Source organism: Blautia wexlerae (genome assembly GCF_013300825.1).
GTDB classification, from domain to species: domain Bacteria; phylum Bacillota; class Clostridia; order Lachnospirales; family Lachnospiraceae; genus Blautia_A; species Blautia_A wexlerae_B.
The window spans coordinates 44,693-66,978 of the sequence record NZ_JAAIMY010000022.1; the positions used below are offsets into that span (position 1 = coordinate 44,693).

The 22,286-nt window shown below is 41.1% G+C and carries 22 protein-coding genes and 1 pseudogene; 20 read left to right on the forward strand and 3 right to left on the reverse strand.

The features are described from left to right. The first annotated feature begins 25 nt into the window (after positions 1-25). The 9 genes from rpsK to G4417_RS11820 all read left to right on the forward strand — a co-directional run bounded on the left by rpsK (position 26) and on the right by G4417_RS11820 (position 8,354). The gene (gene rpsK, locus G4417_RS11780; protein ID WP_008707283.1) at positions 26-421 is read left to right on the forward strand and encodes a 30S ribosomal protein S11; all 396 of its coding nucleotides are present in this window, start codon (positions 26-28) and stop codon (positions 419-421) included. A 31-nt stretch (positions 422-452) separates the two neighbouring features. After that, complete coding sequence (gene rpsD / locus G4417_RS11785) at positions 453-1,046, forward strand: 30S ribosomal protein S4 (protein ID WP_173683565.1); 594 nt, start codon at positions 453-455, stop codon at positions 1,044-1,046. 146 nt (positions 1,047-1,192) lie between these two features. Next, entirely contained in the window at positions 1,193-2,152 is a 960-nt protein-coding gene (locus G4417_RS11790) for a DNA-directed RNA polymerase subunit alpha (RefSeq protein WP_173683566.1), read from the forward strand. 138 nt (positions 2,153-2,290) lie between these two features. After that, positions 2,291-2,827 (forward strand): bL17 family ribosomal protein, encoded by a 537-nt coding sequence (locus G4417_RS11795; protein WP_173683567.1) that lies wholly within the window; start codon positions 2,291-2,293, stop codon positions 2,825-2,827. Between the two features lie 282 nt (positions 2,828-3,109). Next, positions 3,110-3,997 (forward strand): phosphatidylinositol-specific phospholipase C/glycerophosphodiester phosphodiesterase family protein, encoded by an 888-nt coding sequence (locus G4417_RS11800; RefSeq protein ID WP_173683578.1) that lies wholly within the window; start codon positions 3,110-3,112, stop codon positions 3,995-3,997. Positions 3,998-4,149: 152 nt separating this feature from the next. Next, positions 4,150-5,484, forward strand: a complete 1,335-nt coding sequence (locus G4417_RS11805; protein WP_173683568.1) for a MurT ligase domain-containing protein — start codon at positions 4,150-4,152, stop codon at positions 5,482-5,484. After that, the gene (locus G4417_RS11810; RefSeq protein ID WP_173683569.1) at positions 5,484-6,206 is read left to right on the forward strand and encodes a type 1 glutamine amidotransferase; all 723 of its coding nucleotides are present in this window, start codon (positions 5,484-5,486) and stop codon (positions 6,204-6,206) included. Before G4417_RS11805 ends, G4417_RS11810 begins: the two co-directional genes overlap by 1 nt. A 2-nt stretch (positions 6,207-6,208) precedes the next feature. Further along, positions 6,209-6,850, forward strand: a complete 642-nt coding sequence (locus G4417_RS11815; protein ID WP_173683570.1) for a WYL domain-containing protein — start codon at positions 6,209-6,211, stop codon at positions 6,848-6,850. Between the two features lie 25 nt (positions 6,851-6,875). Continuing rightward, entirely contained in the window at positions 6,876-8,354 is a 1,479-nt protein-coding gene (locus G4417_RS11820) for a sugar-binding protein (protein WP_173683571.1), read from the forward strand. A 100-nt stretch (positions 8,355-8,454) separates the two neighbouring features. Here the strand turns inward: G4417_RS11820 and G4417_RS11825 are convergent, their stop codons facing one another. Next, positions 8,455-9,027: a xanthine phosphoribosyltransferase gene (locus G4417_RS11825; protein ID WP_055052561.1), complete on the reverse strand. Its 573-nt coding sequence runs from the start codon at positions 9,025-9,027 to the stop codon at positions 8,455-8,457. Positions 9,028-9,433: 406 nt separating this feature from the next. Here G4417_RS11825 and G4417_RS11830 point away from each other — a divergent pair, with 406 nt between their 5' ends. From G4417_RS11830 to G4417_RS11840, 3 genes are all read left to right on the forward strand, one after another. Continuing rightward, entirely contained in the window at positions 9,434-9,661 is a 228-nt protein-coding gene (locus tag G4417_RS11830) for a hypothetical protein (protein ID WP_019162473.1), read from the forward strand. 130 nt (positions 9,662-9,791) lie between these two features. Next, entirely contained in the window at positions 9,792-10,139 is a 348-nt protein-coding gene (locus tag G4417_RS11835; protein WP_008707305.1) for a metal-sensing transcriptional repressor, read from the forward strand. A gap of 30 nt (positions 10,140-10,169) precedes the next feature. After that, complete coding sequence (locus G4417_RS11840; RefSeq protein WP_008707307.1) at positions 10,170-11,000, forward strand: Mrp/NBP35 family ATP-binding protein; 831 nt, start codon at positions 10,170-10,172, stop codon at positions 10,998-11,000. Positions 11,001-11,076: 76 nt separating this feature from the next. Here the strand turns inward: G4417_RS11840 and G4417_RS11845 are convergent, their stop codons facing one another. Beyond that, complete coding sequence (locus tag G4417_RS11845) at positions 11,077-11,955, reverse strand: LysR family transcriptional regulator (RefSeq protein WP_055052560.1); 879 nt, start codon at positions 11,953-11,955, stop codon at positions 11,077-11,079. 288 nt (positions 11,956-12,243) lie between these two features. Between G4417_RS11845 and G4417_RS11850 the strand changes: the two genes are divergently transcribed. Then, positions 12,244-16,008: a phosphoribosylformylglycinamidine synthase gene (locus tag G4417_RS11850; protein ID WP_022380650.1), complete on the forward strand. Its 3,765-nt coding sequence runs from the start codon at positions 12,244-12,246 to the stop codon at positions 16,006-16,008. Between the two features lie 566 nt (positions 16,009-16,574). On the opposite strand, the gene G4417_RS11855 is transcribed toward G4417_RS11850, so the two are convergent. Next, positions 16,575-17,282 (reverse strand): hypothetical protein, encoded by a 708-nt coding sequence (locus G4417_RS11855; protein WP_019162467.1) that lies wholly within the window; start codon positions 17,280-17,282, stop codon positions 16,575-16,577. Between the two features lie 466 nt (positions 17,283-17,748). On the opposite strand from G4417_RS11855, the gene G4417_RS11860 reads away from it, so the two are divergent. The 7 genes and pseudogenes from G4417_RS11860 to G4417_RS11885 all read left to right on the forward strand — a co-directional run bounded on the left by G4417_RS11860 (position 17,749) and on the right by G4417_RS11885 (position 21,940). Further along, entirely contained in the window at positions 17,749-17,925 is a 177-nt protein-coding gene (locus tag G4417_RS11860) for a hypothetical protein (protein WP_008707318.1), read from the forward strand. Positions 17,926-17,930: 5 nt separating this feature from the next. Beyond that, positions 17,931-18,191, forward strand: coding sequence for a hypothetical protein (locus G4417_RS11865; RefSeq protein ID WP_173683572.1), 261 nt, complete (start codon positions 17,931-17,933; stop codon positions 18,189-18,191). 18 nt (positions 18,192-18,209) lie between these two features. After that, positions 18,210-18,419 (forward strand): annotated as a pseudogene (locus G4417_RS17760) (transglutaminase-like superfamily); the annotation flags it as partial. A gap of 531 nt (positions 18,420-18,950) precedes the next feature. Further along, complete coding sequence (locus tag G4417_RS11870) at positions 18,951-20,006, forward strand: methionine ABC transporter ATP-binding protein (protein WP_173683573.1); 1,056 nt, start codon at positions 18,951-18,953, stop codon at positions 20,004-20,006. Then, positions 19,993-20,652 (forward strand): methionine ABC transporter permease, encoded by a 660-nt coding sequence (locus G4417_RS11875; RefSeq protein ID WP_008707324.1) that lies wholly within the window; start codon positions 19,993-19,995, stop codon positions 20,650-20,652. The genes G4417_RS11870 and G4417_RS11875 overlap by 14 nt, the downstream gene beginning before the upstream one ends. Positions 20,653-20,723: 71 nt before the next feature. Further along, entirely contained in the window at positions 20,724-21,650 is a 927-nt protein-coding gene (locus G4417_RS11880; protein ID WP_173683574.1) for a MetQ/NlpA family ABC transporter substrate-binding protein, read from the forward strand. Between the two features lie 110 nt (positions 21,651-21,760). Then, positions 21,761-21,940, forward strand: coding sequence for a hypothetical protein (locus G4417_RS11885; protein WP_173683575.1), 180 nt, complete (start codon positions 21,761-21,763; stop codon positions 21,938-21,940). The last annotated feature ends 346 nt before the right edge of the window (positions 21,941-22,286 follow it).

Below are 22,286 nucleotides of genomic sequence, written 5' to 3' on the forward strand. Positions count from 1 at the left end.
TAGGAAAGTGTAGGTTAGTTTTAAAATGGCTAAAGTGACTAAAAAAGCGACTGCAAAACGTCGTGTCAAGAAAAACGTTGAACACGGACAGGCACATATTCAGTCTTCTTTCAACAATACAATTGTTACTCTGACTGACAATGAAGGAAACGCTCTTTCATGGGCAAGTGCTGGTGGTCTTGGATTTAGAGGTTCAAGAAAATCTACTCCTTATGCAGCACAGATGGCAGCTGAGACTGCAACAAAAGCTGCACTTATTCATGGTTTAAAAACTGTAGATGTTATGGTAAAAGGACCAGGTTCTGGACGTGAAGCTGCAATCCGTGCCCTTCAGGCTTGCGGACTGGAAGTAACAAGCATCCGCGACGTAACTCCGGTACCACACAATGGTTGCCGCCCACCAAAACGCAGAAGAGTCTAATTGATTTAGAATATTAGGAGGTATTTGAGAAATGGCAGTAAATAGAGTGCCTGTTCTGAAAAGATGCAGATCCCTTGGCCTGGATCCGATTTATTTAGGAATTGATAAAAAATCCACAAGACAGTTAAAACGTGCAAATCGTAAAATGTCTGAGTATGGTTTACAGTTAAGAGAAAAACAGAAAGCAAAATTTATCTACGGAGTTCTGGAAAAACCTTTCCACAACTACTACAACAAAGCTGACAGAATGCCGGGACAGACTGGTGCAAACCTTATGATCCTTCTTGAGAGCAGACTTGACAATGTAGTATTCCGTATGGGATTTGCTAGAACAAGAAAAGAAGCTCGTCAGATCGTTGACCACAAGCATGTACTTGTAAACGGAAAATGTGTAAACATTCCTTCCTACCTTGTAAAAGCTGGTGATCAGATTGAGATCAGAGAGAAATCCAAAGGTTCTGAAAGATACAAAGGTATCCTTGAAGTAACTGGCGGACGTCTTGTTCCGGAATGGATTGACGTAGATCAGGAGAACTTAAAAGGAACTGTAAAAGAACTTCCTAACAGAGAAGCAATCGATGTTCCTGTAAACGAGATGCTTATCGTCGAGTTGTACTCCAAATAATCCATAGGATTATATTATAGAAAATTACCTGGTAATATTTCTATTATTTATACGATTCAGTGGTTGATATATATCTTCCGCTGAATTGTAGTATTTGAATGAATACCCCTCAAACTTTTATTAACCCAGAAGGAGGGAACCCTATAGTGTTTGATTTTAATAAACCTAAAATCGAGATTACCGAATTATCTGAAGATAAAAAATTTGGCAGATTCGTAGTTGAGCCTCTGGAAAGAGGATATGGAACTACACTTGGAAATTCTTTAAGAAGAATTATGCTGTCTTCCCTGCCGGGTGCAGCTGTAAGCCAGGTTAAAATTGATGGTGTGCTTCACGAATTCAGCTCCATTCCGGGCGTAAAAGAAGACGTGAGCGATATTATCATGAATCTTAAGAGCCTTGCTATTAAGAACCACAGTACAGACAACGAGCCGAAGACTGCATACATCGAGTGTGAAGGCAAAGGTGTTGTAACTGCTGCAGACATCCAGGCTGATCAGGATATCGAGATCATGAATCCGGATCAGGTGATTGCTACCTTAAACGGTGGCAAGGACTGCAGACTTGCTATGGAACTTACTATTACAAAAGGCCGCGGATATATCAGCGCTGACAAAGGTAAATCTGATGATATGCCTATCGGTGTACTTGCAGTTGATGCTATCTATACACCAGTAGACAGAGTCAACATGATCGTAGAGAATACACGTGTTGGTCAGGTAACCGATTATGATAAGCTGACACTGGATGTGTACACAAATGGTACACTTGATCCGGATGAGGCAGTAAGCCTTGCAGCAAAAGTATTAAGTGAGCACTTAAGCCTTTTCATTGACCTTTCCGAAAATGCGAAGACCGCTGAGGTTATGATCGAGAAAGAAGATAATGAGAAAGAAAAAGTTCTGGAAATGAGCATTGATGAACTTGAATTATCTGTTCGTTCCTATAACTGCTTGAAGAGAGCCGGCATTAATACGGTTGAAGAATTATGTAACAAGACTTCTGATGATATGATGAAGGTTCGTAACCTTGGACGTAAATCATTAGAAGAAGTTCTTGCGAAACTGAAAGAGCTGGGCTTACAGCTTCAGCCTGCAGAAGAGTAAGAACAGATTAGGTTATTGGTTCTGTAAAGGAACAGTAACCAGTTAACAAAGAGATATTATGCGGTGGGGATGCCTAAGCAGTCGGACAGTAAGACCGAACAAGCGTGCCCGGCTGTCCCACAGATGGAGGAAAATTAAATGGCAAAATATAGAAAATTAAGCAGAACTTCTGACCAGAGAAAAGCATTACTTAGAAGCCAGGTAACAAGCCTTTTATATCATGGAAAAATTGTTACTACAGAAGCTAAAGCAAAAGAAATCCGTAAAATCGCTGAAAGTCTTGTAGCTATGGCTGTCCGCGAAAAAGATAACTTCGAAACTGTTACTGTAACTGCTAAAGTTGCTCGTAAAGACGCTGAAGGCAAGAGAGTAAAAGAAGTTGTTGACGGAAAGAAGAAAACTGTATACGATGAAGTACAGAAAGAGATCAAGAAAGATGCTCCTTCCAGACTTCATGCCCGTCGTCAGATGATGAAAGTTTTCTACCCGGTTAAAGAAGTACCTGCAAAGGGTGCCGGAAGAAAGAAAAACACTAAAGACGTAGATATGGTTGCTAAGATGTTCGATGAGATCGCTCCAAAATACGCTGACCGTAACGGTGGTTACACAAGAATCGTTAAGATCGGACCGCGTAAAGGCGATGCTGCAATGGAAGTACTGATCGAATTAGTATAATTCAGCCAGATTTTCGATTTTATATTTGTCCAGACGATAATAAGACTGCATATGTATGGTGTTCATGCCGTATATATGCAGTTTTTTTGTTATGCTGTAGGAAATCACTTCCTGTAACATAACCGTTTATTACCCTTGATTATTTTAGCCAGATAGCGTAAAATCGTAGAGTATATAAACACCAGATTGATGAAGAGGCGTTCAATAAGACATTGAACTGTTACAAAATACAAGAGCAAAAGATAAGTGAGGAATACAAATGACCGGCAGGAGATTGAGAAGTTGAGGCAGAATACGAAAAAGAAACGATCAGGATTTGGTTATTTCATCAGAATGTTTTTGATGTTGGTGGAATTACTGGCTGTTACACTGTTCCTGTGGGGAAATGATGCCCATTCCATATCTGCCACCACACCTGAATTTAAGTGGGAAAATTATAAAACGATCGTACATGCACTGGGAGGAATTGGTGATAAAACCTATCTGAATTCAAAAGAGAGTTTTCTGGCAGGCTATCAGATGGGCTGCAGGCTGTTTGAAGTTGATCTTGTGAAAACCTCTGATGATGTGTGGGTATGTCGTCACAGTTGGTATCAGTCTCTTGGACAATGGGAGGGGGATAAAAAGAAAGTGCTTTCTTCAGAAGAATTTTTATCCAGTCCCATTTATGGGAAATATACGCCCATGACCTTTGAGGATCTTCTGGTTCTGCTGAGTGATTATCCGGACGCTTTTGTGATGCTGGATTCCAAACAGTATTCTCTCCGTAATTATCAGAAAACAGTGGAAGATTATGCAGACTATATTGAACTGGCAGAGGCTGCCGGTGTTCCGGACGTGATGGGACAGATCATACCGGAAATCTATAATCAGGCAATGTTTGCCGGAACAGCACTGCTGTATGATTTTCCTGGATATATTTATTCCTTATGGCAGGAATATTCTACAGAAGAACTGACTGAGATCGCCGCATTCTGTAAAGAAAAAAATATTCAGGCAGCTACAGTCTATTATAAATACTGGTCAGATGATGTGCAGGAGATTTTTGACAAAAAAGGAATCAGGTTATATATTTATACTGTGAATGACCTGAAGGAAGCACAATATTATATGCAAGAAGGTGCGGCGGGTGTATGCTCAGATTATCTGCAGGATACCATGTTTGACTGAGTTGTCCTGCCGGCATTATGAAATGGTCATAGAGGAATTATTATAGCTGTAGCTGTTCCAGGATGAATAAGGGTAAAGATATCAGGAGCAAAAAGAATTTTAAATAAGCGGCAATAACAAAGATTATATTATAAAGGAAATTATCATACACAATGAAAATAAGAGTAATGATTGCTGTCTGTGCAGCAAAATTTGTAGGATACGTATGTAAGAAAATGGGAAGGCAGGGTGTAACCTGGGCAGGAAAAGTGGCAATTAAGATTTGTCCAGACATTCTGGAACAGCTTTCCTCACAGGTACGAAAGGCTATTTTTGCAACCTGCGGTACAAATGGAAAGACAACTACCAACAATATGCTCTGTGCGGCATTGGAAGCAGAAGGACAGAAAGTAATCTGTAACCACACAGGTTCCAATATGCTCAATGGAGTTGTTGCCGCATTTGTGCTGGCTTCGAAATGGAATGGTAAAATTGATGCGGACTATGCATGCATTGAGGCCGATGAAGCATCCACCAGACATATTTTTCCGAGAATCAAACCGGACTATATGCTTCTGACAAATCTTTTCCGCGACCAGCTTGACAGATACGGAGAGATTGATATTACTATGAACATTCTGGAAGAAATGATGCGCAAGGTTCCGAAGATGCAGATTATTGTAAACGGTGATGATGCATTATCCGCATATCTTGCCATGGATTCCGGGAATCCATATGTAACTTATGGTATCAGTAAACCGGTGATCAAATCAGCAGCAAATGAAATCAGGGAGGGACGTTTCTGCAAGCGATGCGGTGAGAAGCTGGAATATCGTTTCTATCATTACAGCCAGCTGGGAGATTATTATTGTCCAAAATGCAGATTTGCAAGACCGAAGCCGGATTTTGATGCGGAGGATGTAAAGGTAGGCGACCAGCTTAGCTTTTGTGTAGAAGGAAAACACATTGTAGCAAATTATAAGGGATTTTATAATGTGTATAATATACTGGCAGCTTATGCGGGAGTGAGGACTGCAGGATTTGCGGGAGAGCATTTCGGGGATATGCTCCGCAGATTTAATCCGGAAAACGGACGTATGGAGCAGTTTCGTATTAAGGGAACAGGAGTAACTTTAAATCTTGCCAAGAATCCGGCGGGATTTAATCAGAATATTTCCGCAGTGATGCAGGATCAGGCACCGAAGGACATCATTATTGCGATCAATGATAATGCCCAGGACGGAACAGATATTTCCTGGCTCTGGGATGTTGATTTTGATCTTCTTGGAAATGATTCAGTGAAATCTATCACTGTAAGCGGTATCCGCTGTCAGGATATGCGTCTGCGCCTGAAATATGTGGATATTCCTTCTATTCTTCAGGGAGATGTTGAGAAAGCAATCCGCGACAGAGTAGAGGACGGAACAGGAAACCTGTATGTGCTGGTAAATTATACAGCATTATTCAGTACAAGAAACATTCTGAAGAGACTGGAGGGTGAGAGATAATGAAAATCACAATAGGACATTTATATCCGGATCTTCTGAATCTTTATGGTGACAGAGGTAATATTCAGTGTCTGATGAAGAGATGCCAGTGGCGTGGGATTGAGGCTGAGACCATACCGTTTGAGCTGGATGATAAAATAGATTTCTCGAAGCTTGATATCGTACTTCTGGGTGGCGGTTCGGACAGAGAGCAGATGATCGTATGTGAGAAGCTTCAGGAAATCCAGCCGGATTTTAAGGCTTATGTGGAAGATAACGGCGTTGTCATTGCAATCTGCGGTGGCTATCAGTTACTTGGAAAGTATTACAAAACAGATCAGGGAAACATGAAAGGACTGGATTTGGTAGACTTGTATACAGAGCAGGGCGAAGGCCGTCTGATCCAGAATATCGTTCTGCAAAGTGATCTGTTTGATATGCCGATTGTTGGATTTGAGAATCATGGAGGAAGAACCTGCATTAATAATAACAAACCACTGGGAAAAGTACTTTACGGTGCAGGAAATGACGGTAAGTCAGGCTATGAAGGCGTAGTATATAAGAATGTGATAGGGACTTATCTGCATGGACCGTTACTTCCGAAGAATCCGCAGCTTGCAGACTGGCTCATTCAACATGCGCTGGAAAGAAAGTATGGAAAAGAAACAGAACTTACACCGTTAGATGACAGTCAGGAAAAAGAAGCAAATGACTATATATACCACAGATTTGTAAGAGGATAATTATGGCGAAATCATGTAATCAAAAAGGAAAAATACTGTATCTGCAGAAAATGCTGTCTGAGACAACAAGTCAAAAGCCTGTCACCATGCAGGAGATTCTGGCAAAATTGGAAGAACAGGGGATTCGAGCTGAACGAAAGAGTATTTATGATGATATGGAAACCCTGCGTGATTTTGGAATGGATATACATTACAGAAGAGGACGGGAAGGCGGATATTATGAGGAAAAATCAGCTTCAGATAAAACGGAAGCGGATAATACGATAATACATCAGCCAGATGGCGAAACAGGAGAGAAATCTGAAAATGTGCAGGAGCAGGTTGGAAAAGCATTTGAAGCACCTGCAAAGATCAGTGCTCCGACACCCTCCCAAACAGGTGAGAATATAAAAGAGATCAGGCTTGTATGTCAGAATTCTACAAAGAAAAAAATCCAGCGTACCTTTGGCTCGGAGATTTTCTGCAAAATAAAGGGTGAGGATAATTTTATTGTAACTGTTGAGGTTGTGGTTGATAAGGCGTTTTTTGGATGGCTGGCTTCAATGGGAAGGAATGTACATATTCTGAAACCAAAGAAAGCAGCTGTTGCCTATCGGGATTATCTGAAGAACATTGCAAAAGATTATAAGGGAATTGATAAATAAATATGATATCAGAAAGGATCGTATTATGAAAAGAAGAGCAACAGCTATTCTGCTTGGAATAATGGTATCCTCCATGTTCCTGTCTGCCTGCGGGAAGAATGAGGCAAAAGAAGCAGCAAATGAAAGTGCTCAGGTAGAAGAAGAGGGCGTAGGCGAAGTAACTGAGGAAGGTGAAAAAGTAGAGGCGGAAAATCAAAATGCTTCTGATGCCGATGACAGCAGCAAGGCAGGAGACAGTGCAAAATCAGACGAAGACAATAAAGAGACATCAGTGAAGGAGAAAGAAGACGAAGATTCTTCAGAAAAAGATTCAGATGATGAATTAGAGGAAGATGCTGAGGTAACGGAAGCTTCTGCCGGAAAGATAGGTGTGCTTCTTTCTGATGACGATGAGGATGCAAAAATTGACAGCGAAGAGATGACTTCGCAGATTGAAGATGGAGGATATGAGGCAGATGTGAAGAATGCCGGCGGCGATCCTGCGCTTCAGATTTCCCAGATTCAGGAATTTATTGATGAGCAGGTTTCTGCCCTGATTATTGATCCGGTAGATTCCTATGGTCTGACAGATATCCTGAAAACTGCCAAAGAGCAGGAAATACCGGTTATTTCCTATGACAGTCTGATTCGGGATACTGCGGATATCAATTATTATGCAACTTATGATACCAGAGCGATAGGAAAGGATATTGCCAAAGAAATTATCAAAAAAATGAATCTGGATAAAGCCAGAGAGGATAAGAAGTCTTATACAATTGAATTTCTCATGGGATCTCCGGATGACAATGCTGCGCTGTTTCTGTGTAATGGAATCCAGGAGGGACTTCAGGAATATCTGGATGATGGAACACTTGTATGTAAATCCGGAAACACGTCATTTGATGACACAGGAATCATGAGATGGAGCGAGGCATCTGCAAAGACAAAACTTGATTCGATTATAAGTGAGTTTTATGCAGAGGAGAAGGCTCCGGATATTATCTGTACTGCATATGACGGATTTGCTTATGCTGCAGAGGAAATTTTAAGTGACAGCGGTCTGGAACCGGGAAGTGATGAATGGCCGATGATCACAGGATATGGCAGTGAGGCACAGGCAGTAAAGGATATTGCAGCAGGTAAAATGTCATTTACCATGTTTATGGACCGTAAGGAACTGGCTCAGGGCGGAGCACAGATGGCCATTGACTATCTGACAGGAGAGAAAGTTGACGTAAAAGATTATTCACAGTATGATAACGGAGTAAAGATTGTGGGGACTTTTACATGTGGGGCACAGATGATCGACAAGGATAATTATCAGATTCTTGTGGATAACGGAACTTATACGGAAGATGAGATCGCGCCTGATCCGACACCGGAGGCAACACCTACGCCAGAGGCAACCTCTGCGCCGAAAGTGACATCAAAGACAGCCCCAGAGGAAGATTCAGAAGAAGTAACACCAACTCCTGAAACTGAAAATAAATCAGAAGGTGAAACGAAAAAAAAGTCTGATCTATGATTCCGAAGATAACTCAAAAGTGGAGAAAACATCGGATCAGAAAAAAACAAAGAATTCATAGAACAAAAAAAGGATGGGTTTTCCCATCCTTTTTATAAAATTAATCTCTGAAGGTTAAGGAATCGTCTGTCATGGAATCAACGATAGCAAGAGATTCAAGACGGATTCCCATATCGCGGATCTCCTGGCCGCCATGCTGGAAGCCTTTCTCAATAACAATACCGGCTCCTTCAAGAGTTGCCCCTGATTTCTTAACAATATCGATCAGGCCGAGAAGTGCACATCCGTTAGCAAGGAAATCATCAATCAGAAGTACATGATCTTCAGGTCCGAGAAACTTCTTGGAAAGGATCACATCATATACTTTCTTATGAGTGAAAGATTCTACTTTAGTTGTATACATTTCTCCATCCAGATTCACGCTCTGTGCTTTCTTGGCAAAAACCACAGGTACATCAAAGTACTGGGCAGCAATACAGGCGATACCGATACCGGATGCTTCAATTGTAAGGATTTTAGTGATTGGACAGTCGGAGAAGCGGCGTTTGAATTCTTTGCCGATTTCATTGATGAGGGTAATATCCATCTGATGATTTAAGAAACTGTCTACTTTTAAAATATTTCCCGGTTTTACAACTCCATCCTTAAGAATTCGGTCTTTTAAAAGCTTCATAGATTTCTCTCCTTTATATATGTAATTAGTTTGTAGCTGTCGGTAACTATCCGGTACACTGCTTCCCGAAAGTACTGAATAGTTACAGTTACTGTGAATATGCAGAATTCAAAAAAACATCAGGCTGCAAAATGAACAGTAACATTGCTGTTTTGATAATTATAGACTATGATACGCTATAATTCGTCTTCATGCAATTATTTTTGACAAAAAATCTAAAAATAATTATAATAGTCTCAGACTGGTTGGGAAAAACCGCAGGACAATCTGTGCAGATTGCCGTAAATCAGCCGAAGAGGGCTGCGAAAAACAATAAGCAACAATCTGGGACTCAAATAGTGAAACGGATTGCAAATATCCGTCTTACGGACTGGAGATGGAATATAATAAACGAAAGGATTTATTTATGAAAGAATATGAACTGATATGGGAAATTTTTAATAAATGTCCGCGGAATCAGATGCGTGATGTTTTTGTGGAAGAACTGGAACTTGAGGATCCGGAAGAATATATCAGAAATAAATTCAAAGGAAAAGAAGTTTCCTATGAAAAAACTGTCCTGGAGGATGGAACCATTATTTTTGATATTACGACTTCACAAATAAAACAGCGTTGCTCCTTTACAGAAATTTGACAAATGTGGTATAATATCATTTACGCTGTACGGAAGTGCTGTAAGCAGAAAAGCCACAGACAGTGTGTGAGAATATAAAGACAGATAAGCAGTAAAAAATCGGATATTCTGAAAGAGAAAGGGGAATGTTATGGCCGAGGAACAAAAGACACATACGCATGTACTGGAGGATGGGACGGTAGTTGAACATTCTCACGGGGAACATGGGCATCATCACAGTCATGCGCATACAAAGGCAGTGCTGAACCGTATGTCCAGAGCAATCGGACATATGGAATCTATCAAACGTATGATAGAGGACGGAAGAGACTGTGCGGAAGTTCTGATACAGCTTTCAGCAGTGAAATCTGCCATCAATAATACAGGTAAGATCATTCTGCAGGATCATATCGAACACTGTATTGTAGATGCAGTGGAACATGGTGATAAAGAGGCAATTAAAGAACTTGAGGTAGCAATTGACAGATTTGTAAAATAATATGGATGAATATAAAGGAGAAGATTAATTATGGCAAAAGAATGTAACAACACTTCATGCGACAAAGCAAGCTGCGAAGGTTGTTCCAGCAGCAAGAAACAGCAGAGCTTTCAGGCAGAAATGAATGCTCAGTCAAATGTAAAACATGTGATTGGGGTTGTCAGTGGAAAGGGTGGCGTTGGTAAATCCTTCGTAACAGGCTCCCTGGCAAATATGATGGCAGCACAGGGATACAAGGTTGGTATCCTGGATGCGGATATCACAGGACCGTCCATCCCGAAAATGTATGGATTAAAGGGTGCAGCAATGGCAAATGATGAAGGTATCTACCCGATGATCACAAAAAACGGGATCAAGGTAATGTCCATCAACCTTCTGCTTCCTACAGAGGATACTCCTGTAATCTGGAGAGGTCCGGTTCTTGCAAATATGGTAAAACAGTTCTGGACAGATGTTATCTGGGGCGATGTAGACTATCTGTTTGTGGATATGCCTCCTGGAACAGGTGATGTTCCGCTTACAGCATTCCAGTCTCTGCCGATCGAAGGAATCGTGATTGTAACATCACCTCAGGATCTGGTTAAGATGATCGTTAAGAAAGCCTTTAATATGGCTGAGATGATGAAGATACCGGTACTTGGAATCGTAGAGAACTACAGCTATGTGAAATGTCCGGACTGCGGAAAAGAGATCAAAGTATTCGGTGAGAGCCATATTGATGAGATCGCAGCAGAGCTGAAGGTTCCTGTACTTGGAAAAATGCCGATCGATATGGATTATGCAACTAAGGCAGACGGCGGATTCTTTGCAGCAATCGACAATCAGTATATTACTGATGCGCTGGCTGTAATGCCGAAATAAGAAAAAGAAGTTCTCATTCAGTAAGAAACGCGATTATAAAAATTGTTGTTTCAGTACTGAGTGAGGACTTCTTTTATTATATGGAAGTAAACATTTCAATAAAGCGTTCAGCAGCCTGAGAGACAGTAAGACTGTCATGCTGGGCAAGTACAAGCTGACGTCCGGGAAGAGGCTCTTTTAACATGAGCGGTGTCAGCTGATCATTTTCTTTTAACATATAATCAGGAACACAGGCAATCCCCAGTCCGATCCGTGCCAGATCCAGAAGCAGGTCATTACTGTTTAGCTCTACTTCAGGAAGAAGCTTGAGATTATGGGCTGTGAATGCCTCTCGCAGATATTCACTGGTGGTACTTTTGGGGGAAAGCATCAGGATCGGATAGTTCAGAAGCTCCTGCAGTTCAGTCTGAACAGTGTGTACAGGAAAGTAATCCGTATTGGCAACGAATACATCGTGGAATTCTTTTAGCACACGGGTCTGAAAATGGCTGCCAAGTCTGGAATTAGGACAGTTGCATACAATCAGATCTGCCTGACCTTTCTCCAGAAGCTCTGCACAGCCGATGGAGGTACTGTTTGTGACTTTGATGCGGACATCCGGGTAGGTCTGATGGAATTTCTGAAGATAATCAATGAGAAAATACCGGCAGATCGTATCGCTGGCAGCAATACGCAGCTGGCCTTTCAGCAGATTGTCTCCTGACAGGAGAGATTCTCCCTCGTCCAGAAGCTGGAGAGCCGGTTTTACATGCTGGAGCAGAAGTTCTCCTTCAGGAGTTAACAATACTTTCTTGGTACTTCGGATAAAAAGAGGATGATTCAGCTTTTTTTCCAGAGTTTTAATAGACTGGCTGACTGCTGACTGGGAGATAAAAAGCTGTCGGGAAGCCTCAGAAAAGCTCAGGGTGGTGGCAACATAGTAGAATACTTTGTATAATTCCAGATTAATATCCATAGAAATAAATCCTTTCATAAAATAATATGATGATATAAATTGTCTGCAGCAATGGAACTTTAAAGCTTGTATGTCTCTGGATTTTAGCATATTCATTCCAAAACATTTCGCGGATAGTGATTAATTAGTTACATTAATAAAAAATATAAGATATATTAATTTTACTAATGATATTTCCTATGATACTATAAAGAAAGCAATAGTTCAAGCAGCAGGTTCACTGGAGTCGGGCTGCAAGGTGCTTTTAAAGCATTTTTAAAACAATGCATACATAAGAAAGGAGTTTCTATGAGTAACGTAAGACGTGTCTATGTAGAAAAGAAACCGGCCTTCGCTGTACAGGCAAAGGAATTAAAACATGAGGTCAGCAGCTATCTGGGAATTAAATCCGTAACAGCAGTACGTGTGCTGATTCGCTATGATGTAGAAAATATTTCTGATGAAGTTTTTGATAAAGCATGCAAAACTGTTTTTGCAGAGCCACCTGTAGATGATTTATATCTGGAGAATTTTGAGGCAGCAGAAGGCTCCCGCATCTTCTCTGTAGAATTTTTACCGGGACAGTTTGACCAGAGAGCAGATTCTGCTGTTCAGTGTGTACAGTTCCTGGATGAGAATGCACAGCCTATCATTCGTTCCGCAACTACTTATGTAATTGAAGGAACTATTTCAGATGAAGAATTTGATGCTATCAAGCATCACTGCATCAACCCTGTAGATTCCCGTGAGACAGGTCTGCAGAAACCGGAAACACTGGTAACTGTTTTCCCGGAACCGGAAGATGTTAAGATTTTTGACGGATTTAAGGAAATGCCGGAGGCAGAATTAAAGGAACTTTATGATTCTTTAAATCTTGCAATGACATTCAAGGATTTCCAGCATATCCAGCATTATTTCAAAGAAGAAGAGAAACGTGACCCGTCCATGACAGAAATCCGTGTACTTGATACATACTGGTCTGATCATTGCCGTCACACAACCTTCTCCACAGAACTGACAGATGTAAAATTTGACGAAGGTGATTACAAAGCACCGATCGTAGATACTTACAAGAAATATCTTGCTGACAGAGAAGAACTTTACAAAGGCCGTAAGGACAAATTTGTCTGCCTGATGGATCTGGCTCTGATGGCTATGAAGAAACTGAAAGCAGAAGGAAAGCTTGCTGATCAGGAAGAATCTGATGAGATCAATGCCTGCAGTATTGTAGTTCCTGTAGACGTAGACGGTAAAGAAGAGGAATGGCTGATCAACTTCAAGAATGAGACACATAACCATCCTACTGAGATCGAGCCATTCGGTGGTGCAGCTACCTGCCTTGGCGGTGCGATCCGTGACCCGCTTTCAGGACGTACTTATGTATATCAGGCAATGCGTGTAACAGGTGCAGCAGATCCTACTGTTTCTGTAAAAGAAACTCTCAAGGGTAAACTTCCGCAGAAGAAACTGGTAAGAAGCGCAGCTCATGGCTACAGCTCCTATGGAAACCAGATCGGTCTTGCAACAGGCTATGTAAAAGAAGTTTATCATCCAAATTATGTGGCAAAACGTATGGAGATCGGTGCTGTTATGGGTGCTGCTCCCAGACGTGCGGTTATCCGTGAGAATTCTGATCCGGGAGATATCATTATCTTACTTGGAGGACGTACAGGACGTGACGGTATTGGTGGTGCTACCGGTTCTTCCAAGGTTCATACAGAAGCTTCTATCGAAGTGTGCGGCGCTGAGGTTCAGAAAGGTAATGCTCCTACTGAGCGTAAGATCCAGCGTATGTTCCGCCGTGAAGAAGTCAGCCATATTATCAAGAAATGTAATGACTTTGGTGCAGGCGGTGTTTCCGTTGCTATCGGTGAGCTGGCAGCAGGTCTTAGAGTAGACCTTGACAAGGTTCCGAAGAAATATGCAGGTCTTGACGGAACTGAGATCGCAATCTCCGAATCTCAGGAACGTATGGCTGTAGTAGTTGACCCGAAAGATGTAGATACTTTCCTTGGCTATGCAAATGAAGAGAACCTGGAGGCAATTCCTGTTGCAGTTGTAACAGAGGATCCTCGTCTGGTACTTGTATGGAGAGGCAAAGAAATCGTAAATATTTCCCGTGCATTCCTAGATACCAACGGTGCACATCAGGAGACAACTGTAGAAGTAGAAATCCCCAACAAAGAAGGCAATCTCTTTGAAGAACGCCCGGATGTAGCTGATGTAAAAGCTAAATGGATGGAAACTCTGGCAGATTTAAATGTATGCTCTCAGAAAGGACTTGTGGAAATGTTCGACGGTTCTATCGGAGCAGGCAGTGTATTTATGCCATACGGTGGTAAATATCAGCTCACAGAGACTCAGTCCATGGTTGCCAAGGTTCCGGTACAGAATGGTAAAACAGATACTGTAACCATGATGAGCTATGGCTTTGACCCGTATTTATCTTCCTGGAGCCCATATCACGGAGCTGCTTATGCAGTGACAGAGTCTGTTGCAAGAATCGTGGCAACAGGCGGTGACTATAAGAAAATCCGTTTCACATTCCAGGAATACTTCCGCCGTATGACAGAAGATCCTAAGAGATGGAGCCAGCCTTTCGCAGCACTTCTCGGTGCTTATGCAGCCCAGATGGGATTTGGACTTCCATCTATCGGTGGTAAGGACAGTATGTCCGGTACATTCAATGATATTGATGTACCTCCGACACTGGTATCTTTCGCAGTTGACGTTGCGAAGATCCAGGATGTGATCACACCGGAATTAAAGAAAGCAGGAAACAAACTGGTATGGCTTCGTGCACCGAAGGATCAGTATGATCTGCCGGATTATGCAGGAATCATGGATCAGTATGAAAAACTTCATAAAGATATGCAGGACGGCAAAGTTGTTTCGGCTTATGCACTTGATCGTCATGGTATTGCAGCTGCAGTTGCAAAGATGGCATTTGGTAATGGCATGGGCGTAAAGATTGAGCATAACCTTGATCCGAGAGATTTCTTTGCACCTGGATTTGGTGATATTATCCTGGAAGTTCCGGATGGTAAGGTTGGAGAGCTTTCCATCACTTATACAGTGATCGGTGAAGTAACTGCTGACGGTAACTTCTCCTATGGAAATACAGTGATCACTGTAGATGAAGCTGAAAATGCATGGAAAGGTACTCTGGAAAAAGTGTTTAAGACAGTTTCTTCTGAGAATGACAAAGAGGCAGCTGACAGAGATGAGAAGCTTTATCGTGCAGACAGCATTTATGTATGCAAGAACAAAGTTGCAAAACCTCGCGTGTTTATTCCTGTATTCCCTGGAACAAACTGCGAGTATGACAGTACACGTGCATTTGAGCGTGCAGGTGCAGAGGTGGATGTAAAAGTATTCAAGAACCTGACTGCTGAAGATATCCATGACTCTGTAGAGCTTTTTGAGAAAGCAATCGATCAGGCACAGATTATCATGTTCCCGGGCGGATTCTCCGCAGGTGACGAACCGGATGGTTCTGCGAAATTCTTTGCAACTGCATTCCAGAATGCGAAGATCAAAGAAGCTGTTATGAAGCTGATCAATGAAAGAGACGGTCTGGCACTTGGTATCTGTAACGGATTCCAGGCTCTGATCAAGCTTGGTCTTGTACCTTACGGTGAAATCTGCGGACAGAAAGCAGATTCTCCTACACTGACATTTAATACTATCGGACGCCATATCTCCAAGATGGTTTATACTAAGGTTGTTAGTAATAAATCTCCTTGGCTGCAGAAGGCACAGCTTGGCGGTGTATACTGTAACCCGGCTTCACATGGTGAAGGACGCTTCGTTGCAAATGAAGAATGGCTGCAGAAGCTGTTTGCAAACGGACAGGTTGCAACTCAGTATGTAACTCCGGATGGACAGCTCAGTGTTGATGAAGAATGGAATGTCAATGGTTCTTATATGAACATTGAAGGTATTACCAGCCCGGATGGACGTATCCTTGGTAAGATGGCACATAGCGAACGTCGCGGGGACGGAGTTGCTATTAATATCTATGGAGAGCAGGATATTAAAATATTCGAGTCTGGTGTGGAATATTTTAAATAAACTCTTTCTAGGACGGAAGGTTCCCAGAGGAAGGACAGAAAGCGCTGTCCCTCCTCTGGACTCCACCCTTGCGCTTCTTTTAAGGGCAGCGCCGGGATTGTGGTGTGGAGGAGTGTATTAACTTTGCGTATTCGCCTGGTTGGGCAGCGCCCTTTTTTGATGATGAAAATAATAAAAACTATTGCAATTTCGTGGCTTTTTGAATATACTATATGTAACAGAGTTGCCCGAAGCCTTTTTGGCATTGGGGACCAAGCTGAGACTTGTGCTCAGCTTTTTTACGTTAAGGAGTGATTTTATGGATTTGAAAAAGCCATTGACTTTTGATGAGCAATTGGATAAGTTAGCTGCCCATGGGATGATTATCAGAGACAGAGAAAAAGCAAAAGATATTTTGAATTTGTGACATAAACATATTTGCAGCAGTCAAAAGAAGAAGCAACATGTTTGAAAGAAAAATTAAGTCAAAAATGCCGCAGCCTTTGAAAATATTGGCTGCGGCATTTAAAATATATGATATGTTTGATGTAAAAAACATCAGGTTCTCAACCAGACATTTGGGTAAGTCAAGACGATGCTTCTGATATAAGATATGCAACATTAAAATCATCATATACTTGAGAATTTAAATGCATATCTTCATATAACTTGATATAGTCGCCGATTGTTTTGCCAAAAACAGAACTATTACAATTATTGCATGTGTTATCCTCTGCATATATATGAGTGTTTCCATCGTTGTCCTCAACAAATAAGAGAGTAACATCTATTTTATCTTCTGTTAACCAGAAAGAGATATATTTTGAAAGAGTCCCATCAATTTCTGTGGCACCATCCGGAATTTGCTCATCTGATTCCAGCTCATTAATATGTTCCCAAAAAATTTGAGGAGAGAACACAAGTAATTTTAAGTTTTTTTGAGAGTCTTCTGAGTACCATATATGTGCTTCTGTGTTGAGATAGTCGGTTATATTAATATCCGTATCTGCCGGTAACTCATAAGTTTCACCGACGTCGGAAGTCAGTGAAAAGGTTTTTGTATGATTAGAATAAGAAGTGACAATCCCCTTGACAAAATAGTAAGTTGTATCTGACTCACTGTCATAATAAGAGCCGGAACCATCTATATCATAAGATACATGTTGCCCCTCAGGCTCCTTAGGGGCGGAAAGGGTGATTAGATCTGAGGGGGCTTTGCCAAAAGCTTGTCCGGATAGCAATATACTACCGAGTACGATACTGCCTGCGATACATAGAATTTTTACATTATTCATGGTTAAATGGCCTCCTTGTTTAGTTGTTGAATATTATATCAATTAAAGTGTGAAAATTGTAATTTTGACTTATCGAAATATGTTTTAGAAATGAGTAGGATTTCGGTTATTTTTGAATATGATAAAGAATAAAGACACAAGTATTGTTCGGTTTATTAGTCGTGTTCCAATGGTTACTGGAAAATAATTGATGATTACAAATACAACGTAATATTATCAATAGCAAAGCTATAGGATTTCAAAAATGAAGTCTTATAGCTATTTTTGTGTAGCAGTAAAAATTGTGAAGGGTATGTTTGGGAAAAATATTTTTGATTACTTGATTTGAATCAAGCGGTGAAATTGCTATTTGTCAGACAATAAGATATAATTAGAGAAAATCTTGTTTGCAAAAGAACAGGATAAACAGTAACTTTAAGCAAGATGGTTTTGTCTGGTGATTTTGAGAGTGTAAAAAGGAAAAAGTATGAGTGATGAAAGAAAAAGGGAAAATGAAGAGGAAAAACTGAAAGATTTTTTTCATAATGTGATAGGAATAAAATCGGAAGCTGTGCTGGAGGTGTTGGCGGAGAACTCGGAAATCTGTAAGTTGAAAGCAAAAACTTTGCTGATGAAAGAGAACGAGAAGGTAAAGCTTTGGTAGGGATCATGAATTTGGACAAGCAGATAACCTCTTTCCTGACAGTGGAGTTGATAACGGATTGTGAAATTGTAAGGATATCAGCGGATGTTCTTCGAAAGCTGGCTATGGAGAATATAGAAATTGCTCTGGTCTGTAATCGAATGCAGAGTGTGGCATCTATGAGGGAATATGAATACAGAAAAATGATTCTTACCTGTAATCCGGTACAGAGATATGAATATTTCCTGGAAACCTATTCGGGGCTGGAAAAATATGATGGGGCTTGACAGAGCTGGAAAGTAACCTGGGCCAAGACAAAAGGTGCATCTGGTTATGAAGTATACAAACTGACTGGAAAGACATGGAAAAAAGTCAGTGACACAAGATCCACTTCTTTTACAGATAAGGGATTAAAAAAGAATACTACTTATCAGTATAAAATCCGCGCATATCAGACAGTGAAAGGAAAGAAAGTTTACAGTGCGTTCTCATCTGTGAAAAAAATTAAAAGATAAGGAGCTAAGAGGAAGAAAAAGTTCTCAGCGATTTTGACAGGTGTTTTTTGATACTGTTTTGTATGGTAATGTCAGTAACTGTAAATGCTGCGCAAAAAATACCTGGAAGAGTAAAAATGGTAAGTGCGTATTCTGGATCCGGATTGCGAATATCCGCTTGACTCAGGTTCATGTTACATGGGACAAAACGACAAATTATTCTCAGATGGATTATCCAAGTCAAAATGAATATAGCAGAGGATGACCTGTAATGGATGCAAAAGTGCAAATCCCAAAGAACCGGATGTGGATGATGGAATTTAATGAATATTACGTTTTCAAAGCAGTAGGATGAAAGGAATATGACCTTTCTCCTGCTGTTTTTCTTTCTGAATAAATCCAGGAGATATAGAATTTGATGTGGTAAAGCGATAAAAATATAGTTTTAAACTATAACTGGTGCTAGATATTATGAATTGGCATATTTGGAAGTGTAGTGGTATAGTATGTTCATGCTCAACGGAGCGGGGAATAAGAGAGAGGGAGAATGAGATGTCTGGGATTGTGATTGAGAAGGTCCGGAAGTCTTTTGACACGAAAGATGGCGTGGTCGAGGCTTTGAAGGATGTGAACCTGAATATCGATTCCGGTGATATATATGGGATTATCGGTATGTCGGGGGCAGGTAAGAGTACATTGGTACGATGTATGAATTTTCTGGAGGTTCCCACAGAGGGACAGGTTCTGATAGATGGGAAGGCTCTTGGAGATTTGACAGAGAAAGAATTAAGAAAACAGAGGGAAGAGATCGGTATGATCTTTCAGCATTTCAATCTGCTGATGCAGAAGTCAGTGATCGATAATGTCTGTTTTCCACTTTATATAAAAGGAAAGAAGAAGGCAGAGGCCAGAGAGAGGGCAGCAGAGCTTTTGGAGATCGTTGGTCTGGGGGACAGGCAGAATGCTTATCCTGCACAGCTCTCCGGTGGTCAGAAGCAGAGGGTTGCCATTGCAAGAGCACTTGCATCGGATCCGAAGATTTTACTTTGTGACGAGGCTACCAGTGCACTGGATCCGCAGACTACTTCTTCCATTCTGGAATTGCTGAAAAAGATTAATAAGCAGTTTGGAATCACCATAGTGATCATTACTCATCAGATGTCGGTTGTGCGTGAAATCTGTACACATGTGGCGATCATGTATGAGGGTGAAGTGGTTGAGAAAGGACTGGTTGCAGATATTTTTGCAAATCCTCAGTCAGAGGTTGCCAAAGAACTGATCCGAAAGGATACAGGTTCCGATATCGGCGCAGACAGCAGACTGGATGTCGGTCGGGGAAAAGGACAGGCAGAAATTAAAAGCGGTGAGAAGATACGAATTGTATTCTCCGAGAATTCAGCTTTTGAGCCTGTGATCGCAAATCTGATCCTTACCTTCGGAGAACCGGTAAATATCCTGAAGGCAGATACCAAGAATGTAGGTGGTGTAGCCAAGGGAGAGATGATACTGGAGTTTATGGAGGGCAGTACCAGAACAGAAATGATGAAACAGTATCTGAAAGAAAAAGGTTTAGCAATCGGGGAGGTGACAGAATATGTGGGATCATGAGACAATAATGATGATCGTCCAGGGTGTGGGAGAAACACTTTACATGACAGTTCTTTCTACAGTTCTGGGATACCTGTTCGGACTTCCTATGGGAGTGCTGCTGGCAGTGTCTGATAAAGAGGGACTGAAGCCAAATGCAGTGTTGTATAAGATACTGGATGCAATTGCAAATATTGTGAGAAGTATTCCGTTTCTGATCTTACTGATCCTGCTGATTCCTTTTACCAGAGCAGTGGTGGGAAAGAGTTATGGATCCACAGCAACGGTAGTGCCTTTGGTAGTGGCAGCTATTCCTTTTATCGCACGAATGGTGGAATCTTCTATTAAAGAGGTGGATGCAGGTGTGATCGAGGCGGCCAGAGCTATGGGGGCCAGCAATATAAGGATCATTGTGAAGGTTCTTCTGGTAGAAGCCAGAACTTCACTGATCACAGGAGCAACGATTGCAATCGGAACTATTCTTGGTTATTCAGCAATGTCCGGTGCAGTAGGTGGAGGCGGACTTGGTGATATTGCTATCCGCTATGGATATTACAGATATCAGTCAGATATTATGATCGTCACAGTTATTCTGCTGGTAGTGCTGGTACAGATTTTCCAGTCAGTGGGAATGATGATCGCAAATAAGATTGACAGAAGAAAGTAGTTTTAAGAAATCGTTGATTATAAAATGGTTATGAAAAAAGTTAAAATATAAAATTCAGGAGGACAATTATTATGAAAAAATTAGTGGCAGCAGTTTTAACAGGAGTATTAGTAGCAGGAACATTAAGCACAGGCGTTTATGCAAAGGATGATGACAAAACCATCACAGTTGCAGCATCTGCAACACCTCACGCAGAGATCCTTGAGGAGGCAAAACCACTTCTTGAGAAAGAAGGATATGACCTTGAGGTTACTGTATTTGATGATTATGTAAGACCAAACGAGGTAGTTGAGAGCGGTGAGTTTGATGCAAACTACTTCCAGCATATCCCATATCTGGATCAGTTTAATGAAGAGAAGGGCACACATCTTGTAAATGCAGGCGGTATTCACTATGAGCCATTCGGAATCTATCCTGGAACAAAAGACAGCCTGGATGATCTGGAAGACGGAGATTCCATTGCAGTACCAAATGATACCACAAACGAAGCAAGAGCACTTCTTCTTCTCCAGGATAACGGAATCATCACTTTGAAAGATGGTGCAGGATTAAATGCAACTGTTAAGGATATTGCAGAGAATCCTCATAATGTAGAAATCGTAGAGCTGGAAGCAGCACAGGTAGCACGTGTTACAGGCGAGACAGCTTATGTGGTATTAAACGGAAACTATGCTCTGGAAGCAGGATTCTCAGTAGGAAAAGATGCACTTGCATATGAGAAATCCGACTCTGAAGCAGCGAAAACCTATGTAAATGTAATCGCAGTCAAAGAAGGCAACGAAAACAGCGACAAGATCAAAGCTCTGGTTGACGTATTGAAATCTGATGAGATCAAAGACTTTATCAATGAGAAATATGACGGTGCAGTAATTCCTTTCGATGACAGCGCAGACACTGAAGAAGCTGATGCAGAAGAAACAGACAGCAAGGATGAAGCAAAAGAGGATGTTGCAGAAGAAAATGCAGAAACAACTGAAGCAGCAGAAGATGCTGAATAATAACAGATAATAATGACAGATAACAGGAGATTCCTTTTTCAGGTAAAACTGGAGAAGGAATCTTTTTTGAATAAACTGCGAAGCAGTTATTCGGTTATGAGCAGGTAATTATGGATGCAGCAGTGAAGAGTCTGGAGTGTAAGGAACTGGTTGCCGCTTTGAGTGGCAGACTGACCATATCAGAGTATCTGAAATTTGATAAAGCATTCCTTGAGCCGGAGGGAATGGTGATTTACGGACAGCCGGGTGCCGATTTATTTTGGCAGCAATATAGATTCAGGAAAATCTGAGCCTTAAAGATGACAAGGGAGAACAGAGATATTGTCAGGTTGCATCACGTTGTCTGTATCTGGATGATTATAAAAATCCTACAGAGGGAATTGATGGAAATAAGAAACTTGCATTTGTCTTGTAATTTTTGAGTTTTTTATGTCAGAAATGCTTTAAAATGTACGAATAATTAAAAAAATAAAAAAAATTAAAAAAGTTTCAAAAAAGGTGTTGACATCCGACAAAATCCATTATATAATAGCAAAGCAAGTTACAGAGCGGACAACAAATAAGCCGCTTGAAACAAGCACAATATGGAATCTTAGCTCAGCTGGGAGAGCATCTGCCTTACAAGCAGAGGGTCAT